This window comes from Streptomyces sp. HUAS TT7 (assembly GCF_051550175.1).
Taxonomy (GTDB): domain Bacteria; phylum Actinomycetota; class Actinomycetes; order Streptomycetales; family Streptomycetaceae; genus Streptomyces.
The window spans coordinates 4,291,171-4,309,361 of record NZ_CP196175.1 but is presented as its reverse complement, the minus strand read 5'-3'; the positions used below and the strand labels follow the sequence as shown (position 1 = coordinate 4,309,361).

Annotated in this window: 21 protein-coding genes; 10 read left to right on the top strand and 11 right to left on the bottom strand. The window is 69.1% G+C overall.

The features are described 5' to 3' along the window. Nucleotides 1-140 precede the first annotated feature (140 nt). Nucleotides 141-1,490, bottom strand: a complete 1,350-nt coding sequence (locus tag ACSHXC_RS19450; protein ID WP_438292767.1) for an MATE family efflux transporter — start codon at nt 1,488-1,490, stop codon at nt 141-143. A gap of 423 nt (nt 1,491-1,913) precedes the next feature. On the opposite strand from ACSHXC_RS19450, the gene dnaB reads away from it, so the two are divergent. The 3 genes from dnaB to ACSHXC_RS19435 all read left to right on the top strand — a co-directional run bounded on the left by dnaB (nt 1,914) and on the right by ACSHXC_RS19435 (nt 5,701). After that, complete coding sequence (dnaB, locus tag ACSHXC_RS19445) at nt 1,914-3,407, top strand: replicative DNA helicase (protein WP_345260633.1); 1,494 nt, start codon at nt 1,914-1,916, stop codon at nt 3,405-3,407. A gap of 63 nt (nt 3,408-3,470) precedes the next feature. After that, nucleotides 3,471-4,127 (top strand): class I SAM-dependent DNA methyltransferase, encoded by a 657-nt coding sequence (locus ACSHXC_RS19440; RefSeq protein ID WP_438292766.1) that lies wholly within the window; start codon nt 3,471-3,473, stop codon nt 4,125-4,127. A gap of 170 nt (nt 4,128-4,297) precedes the next feature. Beyond that, the gene (locus tag ACSHXC_RS19435; protein ID WP_438292765.1) at nt 4,298-5,701 is read left to right on the top strand and encodes a serine hydrolase domain-containing protein; all 1,404 of its coding nucleotides are present in this window, start codon (nt 4,298-4,300) and stop codon (nt 5,699-5,701) included. Nucleotides 5,702-5,771: 70 nt separating this feature from the next. On the opposite strand, the gene ACSHXC_RS19430 is transcribed toward ACSHXC_RS19435, so the two are convergent. Beyond that, nucleotides 5,772-6,224, bottom strand: coding sequence for an N-acetyltransferase family protein (locus ACSHXC_RS19430; protein WP_438292764.1), 453 nt, complete (start codon nt 6,222-6,224; stop codon nt 5,772-5,774). 25 nt (nt 6,225-6,249) lie between these two features. After that, nucleotides 6,250-6,708, bottom strand: a complete 459-nt coding sequence (locus tag ACSHXC_RS19425) for a MarR family winged helix-turn-helix transcriptional regulator (protein WP_189965721.1) — start codon at nt 6,706-6,708, stop codon at nt 6,250-6,252. 137 nt (nt 6,709-6,845) lie between these two features. Here ACSHXC_RS19425 and ACSHXC_RS19420 point away from each other — a divergent pair, with 137 nt between their 5' ends. Then, on the top strand, nt 6,846-8,057 hold the full coding sequence (locus ACSHXC_RS19420; protein WP_438292763.1) for an MFS transporter: 1,212 nt from the start codon (nt 6,846-6,848) through the stop codon (nt 8,055-8,057). Between the two features lie 35 nt (nt 8,058-8,092). After that, the gene (locus ACSHXC_RS19415) at nt 8,093-8,524 is read left to right on the top strand and encodes a GlcG/HbpS family heme-binding protein (RefSeq protein ID WP_438292762.1); all 432 of its coding nucleotides are present in this window, start codon (nt 8,093-8,095) and stop codon (nt 8,522-8,524) included. Nucleotides 8,525-8,600: 76 nt separating this feature from the next. On the opposite strand, the gene ACSHXC_RS19410 is transcribed toward ACSHXC_RS19415, so the two are convergent. Both ACSHXC_RS19410 and ACSHXC_RS19405 read right to left on the bottom strand, forming a co-directional pair. Further along, complete coding sequence (locus ACSHXC_RS19410) at nt 8,601-9,455, bottom strand: GNAT family N-acetyltransferase (protein WP_438292761.1); 855 nt, start codon at nt 9,453-9,455, stop codon at nt 8,601-8,603. A gap of 5 nt (nt 9,456-9,460) precedes the next feature. Then, nucleotides 9,461-9,982, bottom strand: a complete 522-nt coding sequence (locus ACSHXC_RS19405) for a DUF2269 domain-containing protein (protein ID WP_438296701.1) — start codon at nt 9,980-9,982, stop codon at nt 9,461-9,463. A gap of 131 nt (nt 9,983-10,113) precedes the next feature. On the opposite strand from ACSHXC_RS19405, the gene ACSHXC_RS19400 reads away from it, so the two are divergent. After that, a complete protein-coding gene (locus ACSHXC_RS19400; protein ID WP_438292760.1) occupies nt 10,114-10,746 on the top strand; it encodes an HAD family hydrolase in 633 nt (210 codons plus the stop codon). 9 nt (nt 10,747-10,755) lie between these two features. Here ACSHXC_RS19400 and ACSHXC_RS19395 read toward each other — a convergent pair whose 3' ends face one another. The 5 genes from ACSHXC_RS19395 to ACSHXC_RS19375 all read right to left on the bottom strand — a co-directional run bounded on the left by ACSHXC_RS19395 (nt 10,756) and on the right by ACSHXC_RS19375 (nt 14,463). Next, on the bottom strand, nt 10,756-11,238 hold the full coding sequence (locus tag ACSHXC_RS19395) for an NUDIX domain-containing protein (RefSeq protein ID WP_438292759.1): 483 nt from the start codon (nt 11,236-11,238) through the stop codon (nt 10,756-10,758). 59 nt (nt 11,239-11,297) lie between these two features. Further along, a complete protein-coding gene (locus ACSHXC_RS19390; RefSeq protein ID WP_438292758.1) occupies nt 11,298-12,194 on the bottom strand; it encodes a LysR family transcriptional regulator in 897 nt (298 codons plus the stop codon). A 269-nt stretch (nt 12,195-12,463) separates the two neighbouring features. Further along, a complete protein-coding gene (locus ACSHXC_RS19385; protein ID WP_438292757.1) occupies nt 12,464-13,660 on the bottom strand; it encodes a cystathionine gamma-lyase in 1,197 nt (398 codons plus the stop codon). Beyond that, nucleotides 13,585-14,079 carry a low molecular weight protein-tyrosine-phosphatase gene (locus ACSHXC_RS19380; RefSeq protein ID WP_438292756.1) on the bottom strand — a complete coding sequence of 165 codons (495 nt, stop codon included), beginning with the start codon at nt 14,077-14,079 and terminating at the stop codon, nt 13,585-13,587. Before ACSHXC_RS19380 ends, ACSHXC_RS19385 begins: the two co-directional genes overlap by 76 nt. A 3-nt stretch (nt 14,080-14,082) precedes the next feature. Further along, complete coding sequence (locus tag ACSHXC_RS19375; RefSeq protein WP_344370957.1) at nt 14,083-14,463, bottom strand: phage holin family protein; 381 nt, start codon at nt 14,461-14,463, stop codon at nt 14,083-14,085. Between the two features lie 49 nt (nt 14,464-14,512). Here ACSHXC_RS19375 and ACSHXC_RS19370 point away from each other — a divergent pair, with 49 nt between their 5' ends. The 4 genes from ACSHXC_RS19370 (at nt 14,513) to ACSHXC_RS19355 (ending at nt 16,825) form a co-directional block, all read left to right on the top strand. Beyond that, on the top strand, nt 14,513-14,830 hold the full coding sequence (locus ACSHXC_RS19370) for a cupin domain-containing protein (protein ID WP_189965740.1): 318 nt from the start codon (nt 14,513-14,515) through the stop codon (nt 14,828-14,830). A gap of 151 nt (nt 14,831-14,981) precedes the next feature. Next, on the top strand, nt 14,982-15,203 hold the full coding sequence (locus tag ACSHXC_RS19365; RefSeq protein ID WP_189965742.1) for a DUF5326 family protein: 222 nt from the start codon (nt 14,982-14,984) through the stop codon (nt 15,201-15,203). 315 nt (nt 15,204-15,518) lie between these two features. After that, nucleotides 15,519-16,289, top strand: coding sequence for an IclR family transcriptional regulator (locus ACSHXC_RS19360; protein WP_438292755.1), 771 nt, complete (start codon nt 15,519-15,521; stop codon nt 16,287-16,289). A gap of 101 nt (nt 16,290-16,390) precedes the next feature. Further along, nucleotides 16,391-16,825 (top strand): SsgA family sporulation/cell division regulator, encoded by a 435-nt coding sequence (locus ACSHXC_RS19355; RefSeq protein WP_438292754.1) that lies wholly within the window; start codon nt 16,391-16,393, stop codon nt 16,823-16,825. A gap of 4 nt (nt 16,826-16,829) precedes the next feature. Here the strand turns inward: ACSHXC_RS19355 and ACSHXC_RS19350 are convergent, their stop codons facing one another. Beyond that, entirely contained in the window at nt 16,830-18,176 is a 1,347-nt protein-coding gene (locus ACSHXC_RS19350) for a YibE/F family protein (RefSeq protein WP_438292753.1), read from the bottom strand. Nucleotides 18,177-18,191 lie beyond the last annotated feature (15 nt).

Here is an 18,191-nt window from a genome sequence, read left to right as displayed (position 1 = left end):
TGCACAGCACAGCAGAAAGGGCCGTACCCCTCGGGGTGCGGCCCTTTCCGCTGTGTTTCACGTGAAACACAGCGGCCGGAGAGGGCTGAGGACTGCGTTTCACGTGAAACGCCGTGCTGGGTGTTTCACGGGCGCCGCGGTCAGCGCGTCGCGCCGGTGACCAGCCAGCGTCCGGAGCGGGCCCGCCAGCCGAGGGTCAGCATGCGGACCGTCATCATCAGGGCCATGGCCCACCAGAGCGTGGTCAGCCCACCGCCGAGGGCTGGTACGAGCAGGGCGACCGGGGCGAAGACGATCAGAGTCACCAGCATGGCCCGGGCGAGATAGGGACCGTCACCCGCGCCCATGAGTACGCCGTCGAGTACGAAGACGACGCCGGCGACCGGCTGGATGAGGGCAACCACGAGCAGAGCCGGCAGCAGGGTGTCCTGGACGGTCCTGTCACTGGTGAAGAGCGGGATGAACAGCGGGCGGGCCGCCACCATGAGCACGCCGAGTACCACTCCGAAGGCGACGCCCCACTCCACCATGCGGCGGCAGGCCTGCTTGGCGCCCTTGGCGTCGTCGGCGCCCAGATAGCGGCCGATGATCGCCTGACCCGCGATGGCGATCGCGTCGAGGGCGAAGGCCATCAGGTTCCACAAGGACAGGATGATCTGGTGGGCAGCGATGTCGACGTCGCCCAGGCGAGCGGCGACAGCGGTGGCGATCATCAGGACGGCACGCAGCGAGAGCGTACGGACCAGGAGCGGTACGCCGGCCTGGGCACTGTTCCTGATGCCTGCGTTGTCCGGCCGGAGAGAGGCACCGTGGCGTCGGGCCCCGCGCACCACCACGGTGAGATAGACGGCGGCCATACCGAACTGGGCGATGACGGTGCCCCACGCCGACCCGGCGATGCCGAGCCCGGCGCCGTAGACAAGGCCCAGGTTCAGCACACCGTTGGCTGCGAAGCCGCCCATTGCGACGTACAGGGGCGTCCTAGTGTTCTGGAGGCCGCGCAGTACACCGGTCGAGGCGAGCACCACGAGCATCGCGGGGATGCCGAGGGAGGAGACGCGGAGATAGGTGGTGGCGTACGGGGCGGCGGTGTCCGAGGCGCCGAGGAGGCCGACCAGCCAGGGGGCGGTGGGCAGTACGGCGACGACGACCGCGGCGCCCAGGAGCAGCGCGAGCCAGATGCCGTCCATGCCCTGGCGGATCGCGGCCCGCAGATCGCCGGCGCCGACCCTGCGGGAGACGGCTGCGGTGGCGGCATATGCGAGGAAGACGAAGATGCTCACGGCGGTGGTGAGCAAGGGTGAGGCAATACCCAAACCGGCCAGTTGCGGAGTACCGAGGTGGCCCACGATCGCGCTGTCGGCCATCAGGAAGAGCGGCTCGGCGACGAGGGCTCCGAAGGCGGGAACGGCGAGGGCCACGATCTCGCGATCGTGGCGGCGCCGGGAGCTGCGCCGGTCGCTCTCCGGTATCGCGGGGGCCTGTTTCATGGGGTCAATCTAATCTTCCACAGGTAATGGATGCAATGCATCTGTGATCCTTACTTCGGAGGTGGAGTCCGCTTCTTGTGCGGGCCGTTTGCCGAGATCTTGAGCCAGTCGGGAAAGTTTTTCTCCCCCACAGCCGGTGGATGGAGAAACTGCAGGTCAGAGTGGTCATCGTCGCAGGGCTATGACTTTGTCCACAGTGCTGTCCCCTGGTCCGTGCACAGGTTCAGAAGACTTCTCCACAGCATCCGGTCGTTCGTCCACATGCCCTGTGGATAACCAGATTGGCTGACGCCGCCGGCGGGCCTAACGTGGTCCGGCGCCCGACGCGCCGGAACCGGAGTCGGGCTTCTCGTTTTGTCAGTGTCGTGCCGTAGAAAGAGTGGCACGGCTAGGTCCGCGGAGCGGACGGGAGGAGGTGGCCCGGTGAGCATTCCCGAGCCGTTGGACGAGCCCTGGGCCGACACCGGTCCAAGTGACCGTCTGCCTGTTTCCCGCCAGCGCGGCGACAGTGAGGGCCGAGGCCGTGGTCGCGGCAGGGGCCGTGACGACCAGCACGACCGGGGTCAGGACGACTGGGACGGCGGGTCCTCCGGCTTCGAGCGGGTGCCCCCCCAGGACATCGATGCCGAACAGTCCGTCCTCGGTGGCATGCTGCTCTCCAAGGACGCCATCGCGGACGTCGTGGAGATCATCAAGGGCCACGACTTCTACAAGCCCGCCCACGAGACCGTTTACACGGCGATCCTCGACCTCTACGCCAAGGGCGAGCCCGCCGACCCCATCACGGTCGCCGCCGAGCTGGTCAAGCGTGGCGAGATCACCCGGGTCGGCGGTGCCTCGTATCTGCACACGCTGGTCCAGTCGGTGCCGACGGCGGCCAACGCCTCGTACTACGCGGAGATCGTCCACGAGCGGGCGGTCCTCCGCAGGCTCGTCGAGGCGGGCACCAAGATCACGCAGATGGGATACGCGGCGGACGGCGATGTCGACGACATCGTCAACTCCGCGCAGGCCGAGATCTACGCGGTCACCGAGCAGCGCACGAGCGAGGACTACCTGCCGCTCGGCGACATCATGGAAGGCGCGCTCGACGAGATCGAGGCGATCGGCTCGCGCAGCGGCGAGATGACCGGAGTGCCGACCGGGTTCACCGACTTCGACTCGCTCACCAACGGCCTGCACCCCGGCCAGATGGTCGTCATCGCCGCCCGTCCCGCGATGGGTAAGTCCACGCTGGCGCTGGACTTCGCGCGGGCCTGTTCGATCAAGCACAACCTGCCCAGCGTGATCTTCTCGCTCGAAATGGGGCGCAACGAGATCGCGATGCGTCTGCTGTCGGCCGAGGCCCGGGTAGCGCTCCACCACATGCGTTCCGGCACCATGACCGACGACGACTGGACACGCCTGGCCCGCCGCATGCCCGACGTCTCCCAGGCGCCGCTCTACATCGACGACTCGCCAAACTTGTCGATGATGGAAATCCGCGCCAAGTGCCGCCGCCTGAAGCAGCGCAACGACCTCCGCCTCGTCGTCATCGACTACCTGCAGCTGATGCAGTCCGGCGGTTCGAAGCGCGCCGAGAGCCGTCAGCAGGAAGTCTCGGACATGTCGCGAAACCTGAAGCTCCTCGCCAAGGAGCTCCAGCTGCCGGTGATCGCGCTCTCGCAGCTGAACCGTGGCCCCGAGCAGCGCACCGACAAGAAGCCGATGGTGTCCGACCTGCGTGAATCCGGCTCCATCGAGCAGGACGCGGACATGGTCATCCTGCTGCACCGTGAGGATGCCTACGAGAAGGAGTCGCCCCGCGCGGGCGAGGCGGACCTGATCGTGGCCAAGCACCGTAACGGCCCGACGGCGACCATCACCGTGGCCTTCCAGGGCCACTACTCGCGCTTCGTGGACATGGCAGCGACCTGATCCCGCTCGGCAGGCGCCCGGGCGGGTTCAACTGCCTCGGCCGGTGAACTACCGTCTCCGGGCATGAGCACCGAAGGATGGCTGGCCGACACCCGCACGTCCTACGACACCGTCGCCACCAGCTACGCGGATCAGGTGCGTGACCTCCTGGACGAGACGCCGTACGAACGCTCGGTCCTGGCGCTGTTCGCCGAGCTTGTGCAAGGCACCGGCGGGGGGCCTGTTGCGGACGTGGGGTGCGGGTCGGGGAGGATCACGGCCCGTCTGCGAGACCTCGACGTGGACGCGTTCGGGATCGACCTGTCGCCTGCGATGGTCGAGACGGCCCGGCGTGAGCACCCCGGCCTGCGATTCGAGGTCGGTTCCATGACGGACCTGGACCTCGCCGATGCCTCGGTGGCGGGCCTGGTGGCCTGGTACTCCCTGATCCACGTCCCCGACGACGAGGTCGGGCCGGTCTTCGCCCACTTCCGGCGGGTGGTGCGGACCGGCGGGCTGGTGCTGCTCGGCTTCCACGTGGGAGACGAGTCACGGTTGAAGACTCAGGGCTACGGAGGCCACGCGATGAAGGTCCACGTGCATCGTCGTCAGCCGGCCCAAGTGTCCGCCTGGCTCGATGATGCGGGCTTCACGGTCGAGGCGCAGACGACGCTCAGCTCGGCCGAGAGCCCGCTCGGCGGAATTGTTTTCGCGCGCCGCCGGCCTGACAGCCAGGAGTAGACGGGGCTCGTTCACTGACGTCCCGATTCATCAACTGCCTCTGTAATCAGGTGAGTTCGCCCCGTCTGCCGACCCCGGAGGTTCCGGACTGGGGGAGGCGATGAGCCAGAGAGGACGACTCCCGCGAAAAGCGGTCGACTGGACGCGGGTGCGCGGCTAGACCTTGCTCCATGACCTCATCGAGTTCCCCCGCATCGCCGTCCCCCTTCGAGGAGCTGCTGCCCGCCACACGGCGCGCCCTCGTGCACCGCATCGCGGTCGAGCAGTCCCGAGGGAGGGCGCCCTCCCTCGTCGCGGCCGTGGTGCGGGACGGCCGGATGCTCTGGTCCGGGTCGCGCACCTCTGTCGACGGCCACGGCCCGGACGCCGACGTCCAGTACCGCATCGGCTCCATCAGCAAGACCTTCACCGCCGTACTGGTCCTAAGGCTGCGCGACGAGGGGCTGCTCGACCTCGGCGACCCGCTGGAGAAGCACCTCCCGGGCACTGCGGCGGGCGGAGTGACCATCGCCCAACTCCTGTCCCACACCGCCGGGTTGGCTGCCGAGTCGCCCGCGCCGTGGTGGGAACGGACGCCTGGCAGTCTGCGCCCGGAGCTCGCCGATGTGCTGGGGGATCAGCCGCAGCTGCATCCCGCGGGCCGACTGCACCACTACTCCAACCCGGGCTACACGCTGCTCGGTTCCCTGGTGGAGGCGGTGCGCGGAGTGCCCTGGGAGGAGGCGCTGCGCACCGAGATCCTCGAACCGCTGGGGCTCGACCGCACGACCACGCAGCCGGTGCATCCCCACGCCGGGGGCTGGGCCGTGCACCCGTGGGCCGATGTGCTGCTGCCCGAACCGTCCGAGGACCTCGGCCTGATGGCCTCCGCCGGACAGCTCTGGTCAACCGCTGCCGACCTCTGCCGTTTTGCCGTCTTCCTTGCCGAGGGCGACGAGCGGGTGCTGAGCGCCGAATCGGTGGCGGAGATGCGCACCCCCGCCGTGGCGCCGGAGGCCGGCGGCTGGGACGGCGGATACGGGCTCGGCCTGCAGCTCGCTCGCTCCGACGGCCGTGAACTCGCCGGACACACCGGCTCGTTGCCCGGATTCGTGGCGGGCCTGTGGGTGAGCGTGGCGGACGGGGTGGCCGCCGTCGCACTCGCCAATGCGACCTCAGGCCCGATGTGCGGCACGCTGGCGGCCGATCTCGTACGGATCGTGGCGGAGGCCGAACCGCGGTTCCCGGAGCCCTGGCGCCCGCTTCCCGAGGCGAATGAGCAGCTTCTTGGACTCACCGGGCCTTGGTACTGGGGCACGACCGCCTATGGACTGCGACTGACCGCCGACCGTGGGGTGGCTCTCGAACCGCTCCGTGGCACCGGCCGGGCTTCCCGGTTCAAAGCTGCCGCCGATGGCACCTGGGTCGGCCTCGATGGCTATCACCGGGGCGAGACGCTCCGTGCGGTTCGGCGGCCGGACGGCTCGGTGAGCCACCTCGACCTCGGGTCGTTTGTGTTCACCCGTGAGCCGTACGGACCGGAGGCCACGGCGGTGCCGGGTGGTGTGGACCCCGAGGGCTGGCGCGGGGTCTGACGTTTCACGTGAAACGGCCCGCGTAGGGCTCTGCGGGTCTCTGTAGGCCGTGTTTCACGTGAAACACGGCCTACAGAGGCTTCTTGAATCCCACATGTGAGGCGTCGAACCCCAGCCGCTCATAGAAGCGGTGAGCATCGGTCCGAGTGGCGTCCGATGTCAGCTGGACCAACTGACACCCCTGGCGCCCCGATTCGTCGACGGCCCATTCGATGAGCCGGGTGCCGAGCCCCCTGCCGCGCTCGGCACTGTGAACGCGTACACCCTCGATGATCGAGCGGGTCGATCCGCGCCGGGAGAGTCCGGGGATGACGGTCAGCTGGAGGGTGCCGACGACCTCGCCGCCGCGTTCCGCGACCACCAGATGCTGGTTCGGGTCGCCCGCGAGCCGGTCGAAAGCCGTGCGGTAGGGAGCGAGGTCGTCCGGCGACTCCCGCTGGGCGCCCAGCGGGTCGTCCGCGAGCATGGCCACGATCGCCGGGATGTCCTCGGGCGTGGCAGGCCTGATCACAAGATCGCTCATGGCCCGGAGCGTACGCCCGGCTGCCCTATGCGGGGACGTGGAGCTCCTCGACCGTGCGGACTAGGGGTGCCAGTTCAGGGTTCTTCGCCGCTTCGTCCAGCGCCTCACGCAGGGCCCTGTCGTTGGTGGGCCGGGCTTCGGCGAGCAGGGCCAGACCGGATTCGGTGACGTCGGTGTAGATGCCTCGCCGGTCGGTGTCGCAGAGGTACCGGGTCAGCAGGCCGCGGTCTTCGAGCCGGGTGACCAGGCGGGTGGTGGCCGACTGGCTGAGGACCACGGCGTCGGCGACCTGCTTCATCTGGAGGTGGCCGCCCGGGCCGCTGTGCTGGCGGCTGAGGACATCGAGCAGGGAGTACTCGCGCACGCTGAGGTCATGCCCCGATTGGAGGGCGCGCTCGATATGGGCGTCGATCTTGCCGTGCAGCAGGGAGAGCGCGCACCAGCCCTGGGAGAGGGCGGTGAGTGCGGGGTCCGTCGCGGTCATGCGTCTGTCCTCCGTCCGGAGCGGCTTGCCATCAGGATAGTCCACGACTGCAATAGCCCGCGCTTGCAATTAATAGGCGTCTGCAATTATTGTGTACGCCTGTAAGGGGCCCACGCAATCTCCTGGAAGGTCATCCCATGCCACTCGCGCTCCTAGCCCTCGCCATCGGGGCGTTCGGTATCGGCACCACAGAATTTGTGATCATGGGGCTGCTCCCCGAGGTCGCCGGAACCTTCGACGTCTCCATCCCCACCGCCGGGTACCTCGTCAGCGGTTATGCCGTCGGCGTCATGCTCGGCGCTCCGCTGATGACCATCCTGGGCACCAAGGTCAGTCGCAAGCGGATGCTGATGCTGCTGATGGGCCTCTTCATCGTCGGCAACGTGCTCTCCGCGGTCGCGCCCGTCTTCGGACTGATGCTGGCCGGGCGGGTCGTCGCCTCCCTCGCGCACGGCGCGTTCTTCGGAATCGGCTCGGTCGTCGCGGCCGATCTGGTCGCCCCCGAGAAGAAGGCCGGGGCGATCGCGATGATGTTCACCGGCCTGACCGTCGCCAACGTGGTGGGAGTGCCCATCGGCACGCTCATCGGGCAGCAGGTCGGCTGGCGTGCGACGTTCTTCGTCGTCGCCGCACTCGGGGTGCTGGGCCTGCTCGGCGTCGCCAAGCTCGTCCCGGACATGCCGAAGGCCGAGGGCGTACGGCTGCGGCACGAGATCGCCGCGTTCCGCAACGTCCAGGTGCTGCTCGCCATGGCGATGACCGTGCTCGGCTTCGGCGGAGTGTTCGCCGCGATCACCTACATCACTCCGATGATGACGAACGTCGCCGGCTATGCCGACACCTCCGTCACCTGGCTGCTTGTCCTCTTCGGCCTCGGCATGGTCACCGGAAACCTCATTGGCGGCCGGTTCGCCGACCGCGCGCTCATGCCGCTGCTCTACGTGTCCCTGTCCGGGCTTGCCCTGGTCCTGGCGCTGTTCACGGTGGCCGCCCATGACAAGGCCGCGTCCGCCGTCATGGTCTTCCTCATCGGCGCGTTGGGCTTCGCGACCGTGCCCCCGCTGCAGAAGCGCGTCCTCGACCAGGCCGCGGGCGCACCCACCCTGGCGTCCGCCGTCAACATCGGCGCTTTCAACCTCGGCAACGCGCTCTCCGCCTGGCTCGGCGGCATCGTCATCGCGGCCGGCCTCGGCTACACCGCCCCCAACTGGGTCGGTGCCGTACTCGCCGCGTCCGCTGTCGTGCTCGCCGTCATCTCCAGCGCACTGGAGCGGCGTACGAACGCGGGCAGCCGGATCGTCGCGGGCGCCGTTCCCGAGCCGGTGCGGGCCTCTGCCGCGCACCACTGAATCAACCGTCCAGCACCATCAAGGAGTTACCCCTCATGAGCACCACCACCGTCGCCGTAGCCCCGCTCACCACCCAGGATGCGGAGGCCCTCGTCGAAGCAGCCCGTTCCGCCGCGGAGGCGGCCGGAGTCACCGTCGCGGTCACGGTCCTCGACGCGGGCGGCCATCTGCTCGCTTTCCGCCGGGACGACCGGGCCGTGCTGATCGCCGGGGAGACCAGCACCCGCAAGGCGTACACGGCGCTCCAGCTGAACGCACCGACCGCCGACCTGGTGGACGCAGTCCAGCCGGGCGGCCTGTTCCACACCCTGCCGACGGCCCTGGACCGGCCGCTCCTGTTCATCGCAGGCGGTGTCCCCGTCCACCGTGACGGTCGTCTGATCGGCGCGATCGGCGTGGGTGGCGGTGCCCCCGACCAGGACCACGGGTTCGCGAACGCGGCTGTGGAGGCCCTGGCCCGGCGCTGACCGTCCCGTGTTCGTCCTCAAGTGCCCGTGGAATCACGGCACATGGGGACGGACACTCATACCCAGGCGCAGGCGGCTAGCCCGCGGCCACTGTCAGGGGCGCGAAGCGGCGGGTCCAGTCGCCCGGCAGAGCCGGGATGCCGTAGGTCATCACCGCGTTGAAGGCGACGGGCTCCATGCCGGAGGCCTTCAGCCAGGTCAGCAGCTCTTCATGGCGTACGTCGACATCCGTGCGCAGCGGGCGCTCCGTGCCGGCCGCGAGCGAGGCGACCAGGGCCTTTGCGGTCTCCGTGTCGCGGGCGATCAGCGGGCCCACCACGTGGGTGTTCATGTTGGGCCAGGCAGCCGCGAATCCGGTCAGGCCGGCCGAGTCCTCCGAGACCCGCAACTGGTCGCAGAAGGCCGGCAAGCGGGTGATCATGTGTGTGCGGTCCTGCCCGAAGACTTCGGCGTCGAGCCGCAGGATCCTGGGAAGGTCGTCGGCGGTCGCGGGGCGGGTCGCCACCGTGGGAGCCGGGCCGGACGGCCGGAAGTGGCCCTTGACCATCTCGGCGCGGCCGGTCGTCTCGAAGCCGAGTTCCTCGTACAGCAGTCGCCCGTTCGGCGTGGCGTGCAGGGTGAGTGGAGTGCCCTCCAGCTCCCGCAGTACGTGCTTCATCAGACGGCGTCCGACGCCCTGCCGGGCGTAGCGCTCGGCCACCAGAACCATGCCGATGGCCGCGAGACCCGGACTGTACGAGGTGACGACGCAGGCGGTGACCAGGCCCTTGCCGTCGGGGGCGTCGATCCCGTATCCGGTGCCCGCCGCGAGTAGGAGTCCCCACTTGTGCTCCTCGCGCGGCCAGCCCCGGTCCTCGGAGAGGTCGGCACAGGCGATCAGGTCTTCGGTGGTCAGGCGGCGCAGGGGGAGCTCGGCGAGCGGTGAGGGCATGAGGGTCAGGTTGTCTGACGCACCGGCGCGTCGTCCACCACTTTCCGGCTCTCGGCACGGTACTTCCGGCCACGCTTTGTCAGCCCCCACGGCTTGAGCACGGAGATCGCCGTCATGAAGAAGTACGCGCTGGAGGAGACGACCGGGGCGCCCACCAGGCTCGTGTCGGGGACTCCGGCCGCGACAGCGCTGTTGATCTCGGGTCGCAGCAAGAAGGCCGACAGACAGAGTGTGATCAGGGTCAGCCAGAACTTGATCCAGACCCAGCGATGCCGGGCGAGCCCCCACGGGGTGCCCAGCGACAGCACAACGCCGGTGCCCAGCGTCACCACGGCGATGGGCACCACCAGCCAGTCACCGAAGACCTTCATGGCGCGGTACGCGGCCTCGGTCATGAAGGCGGAATCCGTTGTGTAGGCAGTGATGCCGAGAGCGAGCAGCCCGATGGTCAGCCCCAGCCAGCTCACCGACACGGCGACATGAGCCACCAGCCAGCCGCGACGGACGGGCCGTCGTAGATGTTTCACGTGAAACGGCGTGCGGCTCGTGCGACCGGATGCGGGGCGAGAAGGATGTTTCACGTGAAACAGCGTGCCGGTGAGGGCTCACGCCAGGCGTCCGACAGGGGGAGTAACCCCACGTACTAGCCTCGGCGTACATGGCGAGACTTCATCTCTTCGACCTCGACGGAACGCTCATACGGGGCTCCGCCGCACCGGTCGAGATATCCCGGCAGCTCGGACTGCTCAACGAAATAGGCGAGCTGGAGCGGGAGCTGTCCACGGGCCGGATCGGGCCGCCCGACTACGCGGTGCGGGTGCATGCCTTGTGGTCCGGGCTCACCGAGGCGCATGTGGCGACTGCCTTCGCGACCGCTCCCTGGCTCGCCGGGATCCAGGACGTCTGGCGGGAGATCCGTGAGCGGGGCGACTACTGCGCCGTCATCTCGCTCTCCCCGTCCTTCTTCGTGGAACGGCTGCTCGCCTGGGGCGCCCATGCCGCCCACGGCTCTGTCTTCCCGGACGTGCCCTTCACGCGGCCGGTGGACCCTGCCGGGATCCTCAGCCCGGCGGCCAAGGTGGGCGTCATGAACCGGCTGTGCGCCGAGTTCGGTGTCGGCCCTCGGAACTGTGTGGCATACGGGGACTCGATGTCCGACGTGGACCTCTTCGCGGCGGTGCCCGTGTCGGTCGCGGTGAACGCGGACCACCATCTCGCGGGACTCGCCACCCACACATACACGGGCGGCGACCTGCGTGAGGCCTACGCGCTGGTTGGCGCCGCTGGATGAGCGGCCCGGCTAGCCCAGATCGGGTGCGTGCATGGCCCGCACGCCCTCGATGTTGCCGTCCAGGTAGTGCCTGAGGGACAGCGGGACAAGGTGCACCGAGGCGATGCCGACGCGGGTGAACGGGATGCGGACGATCTCGTACTCCCCGCAGGGCTCCTCGATCTCAGGGCCGTGCCGCAGCGAGGGGTCCATCGAGTCGAGGCGGCAGACGAAGAAGTGCTGCACCTTCACGCCGGTCGCGCCGCCGTCGGCCCCGATGTGCTCGACGGTGTCGACGAAGCAGGGCACCACGTCGGTGATCTTCGCGCCGAGCTCCTCGTACACCTCGCGGTGCAGGGCCTCGACGACGGTGGAGTCCTCGGGTTCGACGCCGCCACCTGGGGTGAGCCAGTAAGGATCCATGCCGGGCTTGGTGCGCTTGATCAGAATCAGGTCGTCGCCGTCGAGCAGAACGGCTCGTGCGGTGCGCTTGACCACTGGACGTACGGTCATGGGAGAAATGTGGCCCGAAGGGACCCCTGCGAAACTCCCCGGGCCTCCCCCGCAGCTCCTCAGCCCCAGTCGACCGCAGCGCGCAGCAGCCATTCCTGCGCCCGCGCGATGTGCGCGAAGCCGAGTGTGCCGGTGCGCACCGCGAGGAAGTACGTGCGCAGCGGCGGCACCGGAGGGTCGAGCAGCGCCACCACCTGGCCCTCCTCCAGGGCTGTCTCGCACAGATAGCGGGGCAGCACGGCCAGGCCCGCTCCGGCCGCCACTGCGGCGAGGACCGCCCGCAGGTCGGGGGCGACGACCGCGCCCGCGGCGGCCGGTTTGGCGTCGAACACCGACGCCCAGTAGCGCGTCACCAGCGGCAGCGACTCGTGGACCTCGACCACGGGTATGGGCTCCAGGACCTCGGGCCCGCCGTGGCGCAGCACGCCAGGACCGAGCCGTGCCGCCCAGCGCACCCCGGCGACCAGCACGTGTTCCTCGTCGCACAGCGGAGTCGAGGACAGCAGCCGGCCGCGTGGACGGGCGGTGGTGATGGCCAGATCGTGGTGCCCGGCGGCCAGGCCCTCCAGGGTCTCCTCGGCATTGCCGAAGGAAGCCCGCAGCGTGAGGCCGTGCGGGAGGAGCCGGGTGAGTGCGGGCAGGGCGCGCAGCGAGGTGAACTCCGGCGGCCCGGCCAGGTGCAGGGTCCGCAGGCCCGGCTCCTCGCTGAGGCCGGCCTCGGTGATCTCGACGAGCGCGTCCAGGTGCGGCGCGGCCCGCTGGGCCAGTTCATCGCCGATGGTCGTCGGGGTCACCCCGCGTGCTTGGCGCAGGAAGAGGGGGCGGCCCAACTGCCGCTCCAGGGTGCGTATCTGGCTGGTCACCGCGGGCTGCGAGAGCCCGAGCAAGGCCGCGGCGCGGGTGAAGGAGCCGGCCCGGTGCACGGTGACGAACGTACGCAGCAGGGCAAGATCCATGCTGTGCCCTCCCGTCCTGAACTGCCTCACGACGTCCCCGGCCGGACACAACTATAAATATGTCGATAGGTCTCTGTCGCTACCGTGATTGGACACTGACGCAGAGTCAACTAGCCTTGTCCGAGCGGTTCTTGGCGCGCGAGAACCGGGGGCGGTCCGAGCCATGAGGGGGGAGGCTCGGACCGTCCGTCTTACGTATGGCTTCTGGCTTGAGCCGCTCCTTGGGACCGCCGCGTGCATGAACGCGGACGGCCTCGGACGCCCCTGCCTCAGCCCGCCGCCCCTGCCTCGTCCAGTGCGCGTTCCACGTCCGCGATCAGGTCCGGGGCGTCCTCCGCGCCGGCCGAGAAGCGGATGAAGCCCTCCGACACCGCATCGCCGCCCCAGCGGCCGCGGCGTTCGGCGGTGGAGCGCACGCTGCCGAAGCTCGTGGCGTCGTCGACCAGACTCAGTGATTCCAGGAAGCGTTCGGCGAAGGCGCGGTCGGGCAGGTCGAAGGAGACCACGCAGCCGAAGCGCCGCATCTGTGCCGAGGCCAGGCGGTAGGAGGGGTCCGAGGGCAGGCCCGGGTAGCGCAGGCCCGTCACCTCGGCGCGCTTGGCCAGCGCCTCGGCCAGGGCCAGGGCGTTCGCGGCCTGCCGGTCGGCGCGCAGATGCAGCGTCGCGAGGGAGCGGTGGGCCAGCCACGCCTCCATCGGGCCCGGGATCGCACCGACGACCTTGCGCCACTTGCGTACCCGTGCGGCGAGGTTTGGATCGCGGCACACCACATAGCCGAGCAGAAGGTCGCCGTGTCCGGTCAGGCCCTTCGTGCCGCTGGCGACCGCGAAGTCCGCGCCGAGTTCGAGGGGACGCTGCCCGAGCGGCGTGGCCAGCGTGTTGTCGACCGCCACCAGCGCGCCCGCGTCGTGCGCGGCCCGTGCGAGGCGCCGTACGTCGCACACATCGAGCCCCGGATTGGAGGGGGTCTCGATCCACAGCAGCTTCGCGCCGTCCAGGTGGGCCAGTTGGGCATCGGCGGCGGTCGGCGCGGTGCGCACCTCGATGCCGTACGCCTCCAACTGCTCGCGGACCAAGGGAAGGGCCTGATAACCGTCGTCCGGCAGGACCACCGTGTCGCCGGAGCGTGCCTGGGAGAGCAGCACGGCCGAGATCGCCGCCATCCCGGAGGCGAACACGATCGCCTCCGCGCTCTCGTCGGGGGACTCCAGCTCGGCCACGGCCCGCTCCAGATGGGTCCACGTCGGGTTGGTGTCGCGGCCGTAGGTGTACGGTCCGGCCGCCTCGCCGGGCAGATGGAAGTGGGCGGCGAACACCGGTCCGGGCAGGGTGGGCTCGAAGGCCACCGGCTCGGGAAGCCCGGCGCGTACGGATCGCGTGCCGTCACCTGTCATGCCACACGCTCCAGTTCGTTGCGGACGGCGGCGAGGAGGCCCTCGCTCGCCGCCTCCGCCATCGCCAGACATTCCTCGAAACCCTCACGACCGCCGTAGTACGGATCGGGAACTTCCAGGTCCCCGACGGCATTGGGGTCGTACGAGCGCAGCAGCCTCACCTTGGCGGCCTCGGCCCGGTTCGGTGCGAGGCGCCGCAGCTCCCGCAGATGGCCCTCGTCGAGCGCGATCAACAGATCGAGCCGGGAGAACCAGGAAGCGTGGAACTGCCGTGCCGTGTGGGACGTTTCATAACCGTGCTCGTCGAGCACCGAGACGGTGCGCGGGTCGGCGGGGTCGCCCTCGTGCCAGCCTCCGGTGCCCGCGCTCTCCACCACAACCAGGCCGGCGAGCCCGGCCTCCGCCACCCGGGCCCGGAAGACGGACTCGGCGATCGGCGATCGGCAGATGTTGCCCGTGCAGACGAAGCAGACGGAATAGGGGGTGGCCAACACTCAGTCCTTGCCGTCGGGCAGGACGACGTGCATCGCCCAGGACACGATCGAGATGATCAGGGCGCCGACCACGGCGGTCCAGAAGCCCTCGACGTGGAAGCTGAGGTTCAGCTTGTCGGCGAGCCACGAGGTGAGGAGCAGCATCAACGCGTTGATCACCAAGGTGATCAGGCCGAGCGTGAGGATGAAGAGGGGGAACGACAGAAACTTCACGACGGGCTTCACGACGAAGTTCACCACGCCGAAGACCAGCGCGACCAGAACCAGCGTCAGCGCCTTCTTGCCGGTGTTGTCACCGGTCAGGGTGATGTTCTTCACCAGCCAGATGGCCACCGCGAGGGCGGCCGCGTTGGCGATCGTCTTGACTACAAAATTCTTCATGGGTCTGATCGTGGCAGACCTGATCGGCACAAGCGCAGGGGCAGAGACGATGAAAGATTTCCGGCTCGACGAGTTGGAGGCGGAGCGGGCCGCCAACGACGGTGCGTATCTGCAGTTTCTGCGCGAGCGGAACATGTCGGCGGGGCTGTACGCCCTCGACGCGGGCGCGCACGACCCTCAGTCCCCGCACGCCCAGGACGAGATCTACTTCGTGGTCAGCGGCCGTGCCTCGATCACCGTGGGCCTGGAGACGACGCAGGTCGCGCGGGGCAGTGTGGTCTATGTGCCGGCCGGGGTGGCGCACAAGTTCCACCACATCACCGAGGATCTGAGGGTTCTGGTCGTCTTCTCTCCGCCTGAGAGCTGAGGGCCGCCCCCGATTCTCCCTAGGGGTTCGGTCAGGGGAGTTCAAGGGCTGGGAGGGCCCCGCTGGGTACCTTCTCGCCCCTAGCATCGAGAGTGTCGAAAGCACAGAACTCGTGAACTGACAGAAATACCGACAGAAAGAGGTAGGGACGATGGCGGCACGGGAGATATTCGCGGGGATGCCCTGGTGGGTGAAGTGGGTCGCCGTGCCCGTCATCGCCCTGGTCGTGTTCGGCGGCCTGATCGCGAGCGTGGTCGGCTTCCTGTTCGGGCTGCTCTTCAAGGTCCTGGTCTTCGTGGCCCTGGTCGGCGGAGTGATCTACCTGGTGCGGAGGTTCATGTCCTCCTCGTCCTCCTCGCACAGCGACTGGTAGCCGGGCCCGGGCGGAACATGAAACTCCGCCCGGAGCCCGCGGGCCGAACCCGGGCCCGGACGGATGCGGCGAGCCGCTTCGTGGACGCACGGGGGATTAGCCCGGCCGGGGGAACGGACCTGGCCGAACCCCCTTCCTCCACGAGGTCGGCCATTAGAGTGGCAAGTCTCTGCCGCCCCTTGGGAACCACGGGTCCTGACCGCATCCGACACCGGTCCGACCGGCCCGTTTCGCCGCCCCCGGGATCACGGCGGGCGCGCGGGGGCGGCCCCCGCGGGCGGGCGTGTTGCCCGTCAGCACGCCTGGGGGTGACCTGTGGCCACGGCTTCGAATGCCGCCGTCCCTACCCTGATCGGCTCGGTCCAGCGGGCCCTGCGCCTGCTGGAAGCAGTGGGCTCCCACGTGGACGGCGCCCCCGCCAAGCAGCTGGCGCGCGAGGCCGGACTGCCGCTGCCCACCGCGTACCACCTGCTGAGGACCCTGACCCACGAGGGCTATCTGCGGCGCGAGAACGGGGTGTTCGTCTTCGGGCCGGCGGCCGAGCGGCTGGCGGACGGCGGGGCCCGGCAGAATCGTCGCAACAAGATCGCAAACTCGCTGGGCCGCTGGCGGGACTCCATCGGGGTGCCCGTCTACTTCGCCGTCTACCGCGAGGGTGAGATCGAGATCGCCGGGGTTGCCGACACCCCCTCCGCGCCCGCCGTCGAGGAGTGGGCCGACTTCCGCGAGACCGGGCACGCCCACGCGATCGGCCAGTGCCTGCTCGGCCAGCTCGACGAACGCACCCGCGAGGACCACCTGGACCGGCATCCGGTCGAGGCGATCACGCCCTACACCGTGCGGGACCGGCGCGCCCTGTCCGACCGGCTGGCGGCTACGGAGCGTATGCGGCCCGTAATCGAACGGCAGGAATACGCGCTGGGTACCGTCTGCGCCGCCATCCCCGTAGCGGTCGGCTCCGGCGCCGCGACCATGGCCATTTCCGTACCCCTTGACCAGCAAGAACGCTTGCTGCCGGCCATTGAGCGGCTGCGTGGAGAAGTGGGAAGCCTCCTTGGTCCGCCCGCATTCTCTATCAGTATCTGAAAACTCACTCCTTGTGATCTGCTACCGCTTCCAGCACGATTGCGTCAAGAGGGTCACGGTGGACATTCCTGGCCAGTTTCAGCTAAAGCGGGGTTCGTGAGATGCGTGAATCGGTTCAGGCAGAAGTCATGATGAGTTTCCTCGTCTCCGAGGAGCTTTCCTTCCGGATCCCGGTGGAGCTGACGTACGACACGACGGATCCTTACGCGGTGCGCATGACCTTCCACCTTCCCGGCGACGCACCCGTCACCTGGGCATTTGGCCGTGAGCTGCTGCTCGACGGCATCAACGGGCCTGCTGGGGACGGTGATGTGCGGGTCGAGCCCAGCGCGCCCGAGGAGCTTCCCGATGTGCACATCCGGCTCCAGGTGGGTGGCGACCACGCCCTCTTCCGGGCCGGCGCCGCGCCCCTGGTGGCCTTCCTCGACCGCACCGACAAGCTCGTACCGCTGGGCCAGGAGTGGACGCTCGGCGAGTTCGACGAGCACCTGGAGGACGCGCTCGGGCGCATCCTCGCCGAGGAGAACGCCGGCTGACCGGCTACTTCTTGCGGCGGTGGCCGCCTCCGCCGCGTACCGGACTCGGACGCTTCGCCGTGCGTGCCTCGGTGGCCGGGCGGTCGGCGGAGACCACCAGAGCGGCGAGCGCCGTGGTCAGCGGCACCGAGGCGACCAGGCCGATCGACCCGACCAGCGTGCGGACGATCTCCTCGGCGACCAGCTCGCTGTTGGCCACCGTGCCCACGCTGCTCTGCGCGATCGAGAACAGCAGCAACAGGGGCAGCGCCGCGCCCGCGTAGGCGAGCACCAGCGTGTTCACCACCGAGGCGATGTGGTCGCGGCCGATCCGGATTCCCGCCCGGTACAGGCCGCGCGGGCCCATCGTCGGGTTGGCCTCGTGCAGCTCCCACACCGCCGAGGTCTGAGTGACCGTCACATCGTCGAGCACGCCGAGCGAGCCGATGATGACGCCGGCGAGCAGCAGGCCGGACATGTCGATGTTCGGGTAGAGGCCGTGGATCAGGCCGGTGTTGTCGTCGGTGTTGCCGGTGAGCGAGGCCCAGCCGATGAACAGCGAGCCGAGCAGGCCGATCAGCATCAGTGAGACGAGCGTGCCGAGAACGGCGACGGAGGTGCGTGCGGACAGGCCGTGGCACATGTAGAGCGCGATCAGCATGATGGCGCTCGCCCCGACCACCGCCACGAGCAGCGGATTGGATCCCTGCAGAACCGCCGGGAGGATGAACAGCGTCAGCACGGCGAACGAGACCACCAGGGCGATCAGCGCCATCACTCCGCGCAGCCGGCCGACGACCACGACGGCGAGCGCGAAGATCCCGGCGAGCAGCGCCATGGGGAGCCTGCGGTTGACGTCCGTCACCGAATACTGCAGGTCATGGGGTGCGTCGGGGGCGTACGCGACGATCACGCCCTGGCCGGCGTGCAACTGGCGGGGCGAGTCGGGCTGGACGATCTCGGTGAAGGTGCGGCCCTTCTCCTTGCCCGAGGTGACCTCGACGGTGGCCTTTCCGCACAGACCCCGCTGAGCGTTTCTGGCCTGCTGGCCCTCGGCGGTGGAGGTGTCGCCGTTCGACGGGGTCTGACCGGCGTTGACCGACTTGCAGTCCACCTTGTCCACTTTGATGACCTTGGCCTGCTGGGTCTGGCGGTCGAAGCCGACGCCGGTGCGCTGGTGCGCCGGGGCACCACCCGGCCAGAGCACCACGAGACCCACAAGTACCGCTGTGGAGAAAGGAATCAGCACAGCGGCGATGACTTTGCGCAGGTGCTTGGAGACGGGGGCCGCGGGTCCGTGGCTGTGCGAGTGGCCGTGCCCGTGGCCGTGTCCGCCGTGCTGGCGCGGAAGGTGCGGTTCTGGTGAGGTCACCGCCCGATCATCGCA

What these genes read in the sequence shown, in the direction of transcription:
- ACSHXC_RS19390 (WP_438292758.1), bottom strand. Translation starts at nt 12,194, where the DNA reads ATGGATCTTGCCCTGCTGCGTACGTTCGTCACCGTGCACCGGGCCGGC.
- ACSHXC_RS19415 (WP_438292762.1), top strand. Translation starts at nt 8,093, where the DNA reads ATGAGCACCACCACCGTCGCCGTAGCCCCGCTCACCACCCAGGATGCG.
- ACSHXC_RS19420 (WP_438292763.1), top strand. Translation starts at nt 6,846, where the DNA reads ATGCCACTCGCGCTCCTAGCCCTCGCCATCGGGGCGTTCGGTATCGGC.
- ACSHXC_RS19370 (WP_189965740.1), top strand. Translation starts at nt 14,513, where the DNA reads ATGAAAGATTTCCGGCTCGACGAGTTGGAGGCGGAGCGGGCCGCCAAC.
- ACSHXC_RS19410 (WP_438292761.1), bottom strand. Translation starts at nt 9,455, where the DNA reads ATGCCCTCACCGCTCGCCGAGCTCCCCCTGCGCCGCCTGACCACCGAA.
- ACSHXC_RS19400 (WP_438292760.1), top strand. Translation starts at nt 10,114, where the DNA reads ATGGCGAGACTTCATCTCTTCGACCTCGACGGAACGCTCATACGGGGC.
- ACSHXC_RS19355 (WP_438292754.1), top strand. Translation starts at nt 16,391, where the DNA reads ATGCGTGAATCGGTTCAGGCAGAAGTCATGATGAGTTTCCTCGTCTCC.
- ACSHXC_RS19365 (WP_189965742.1), top strand. Translation starts at nt 14,982, where the DNA reads ATGGCGGCACGGGAGATATTCGCGGGGATGCCCTGGTGGGTGAAGTGG.
- ACSHXC_RS19440 (WP_438292766.1), top strand. Translation starts at nt 3,471, where the DNA reads ATGAGCACCGAAGGATGGCTGGCCGACACCCGCACGTCCTACGACACC.
- ACSHXC_RS19450 (WP_438292767.1), bottom strand. Translation starts at nt 1,490, where the DNA reads ATGAAACAGGCCCCCGCGATACCGGAGAGCGACCGGCGCAGCTCCCGG.
- ACSHXC_RS19375 (WP_344370957.1), bottom strand. Translation starts at nt 14,463, where the DNA reads ATGAAGAATTTTGTAGTCAAGACGATCGCCAACGCGGCCGCCCTCGCG.
- ACSHXC_RS19395 (WP_438292759.1), bottom strand. Translation starts at nt 11,238, where the DNA reads ATGACCGTACGTCCAGTGGTCAAGCGCACCGCACGAGCCGTTCTGCTC.
- ACSHXC_RS19435 (WP_438292765.1), top strand. Translation starts at nt 4,298, where the DNA reads ATGACCTCATCGAGTTCCCCCGCATCGCCGTCCCCCTTCGAGGAGCTG.
- ACSHXC_RS19425 (WP_189965721.1), bottom strand. Translation starts at nt 6,708, where the DNA reads ATGACCGCGACGGACCCCGCACTCACCGCCCTCTCCCAGGGCTGGTGC.
- ACSHXC_RS19430 (WP_438292764.1), bottom strand. Translation starts at nt 6,224, where the DNA reads ATGAGCGATCTTGTGATCAGGCCTGCCACGCCCGAGGACATCCCGGCG.
- ACSHXC_RS19385 (WP_438292757.1), bottom strand. Translation starts at nt 13,660, where the DNA reads ATGTCTGGCGATGGCGGAGGCGGCGAGCGAGGGCCTCCTCGCCGCCGT.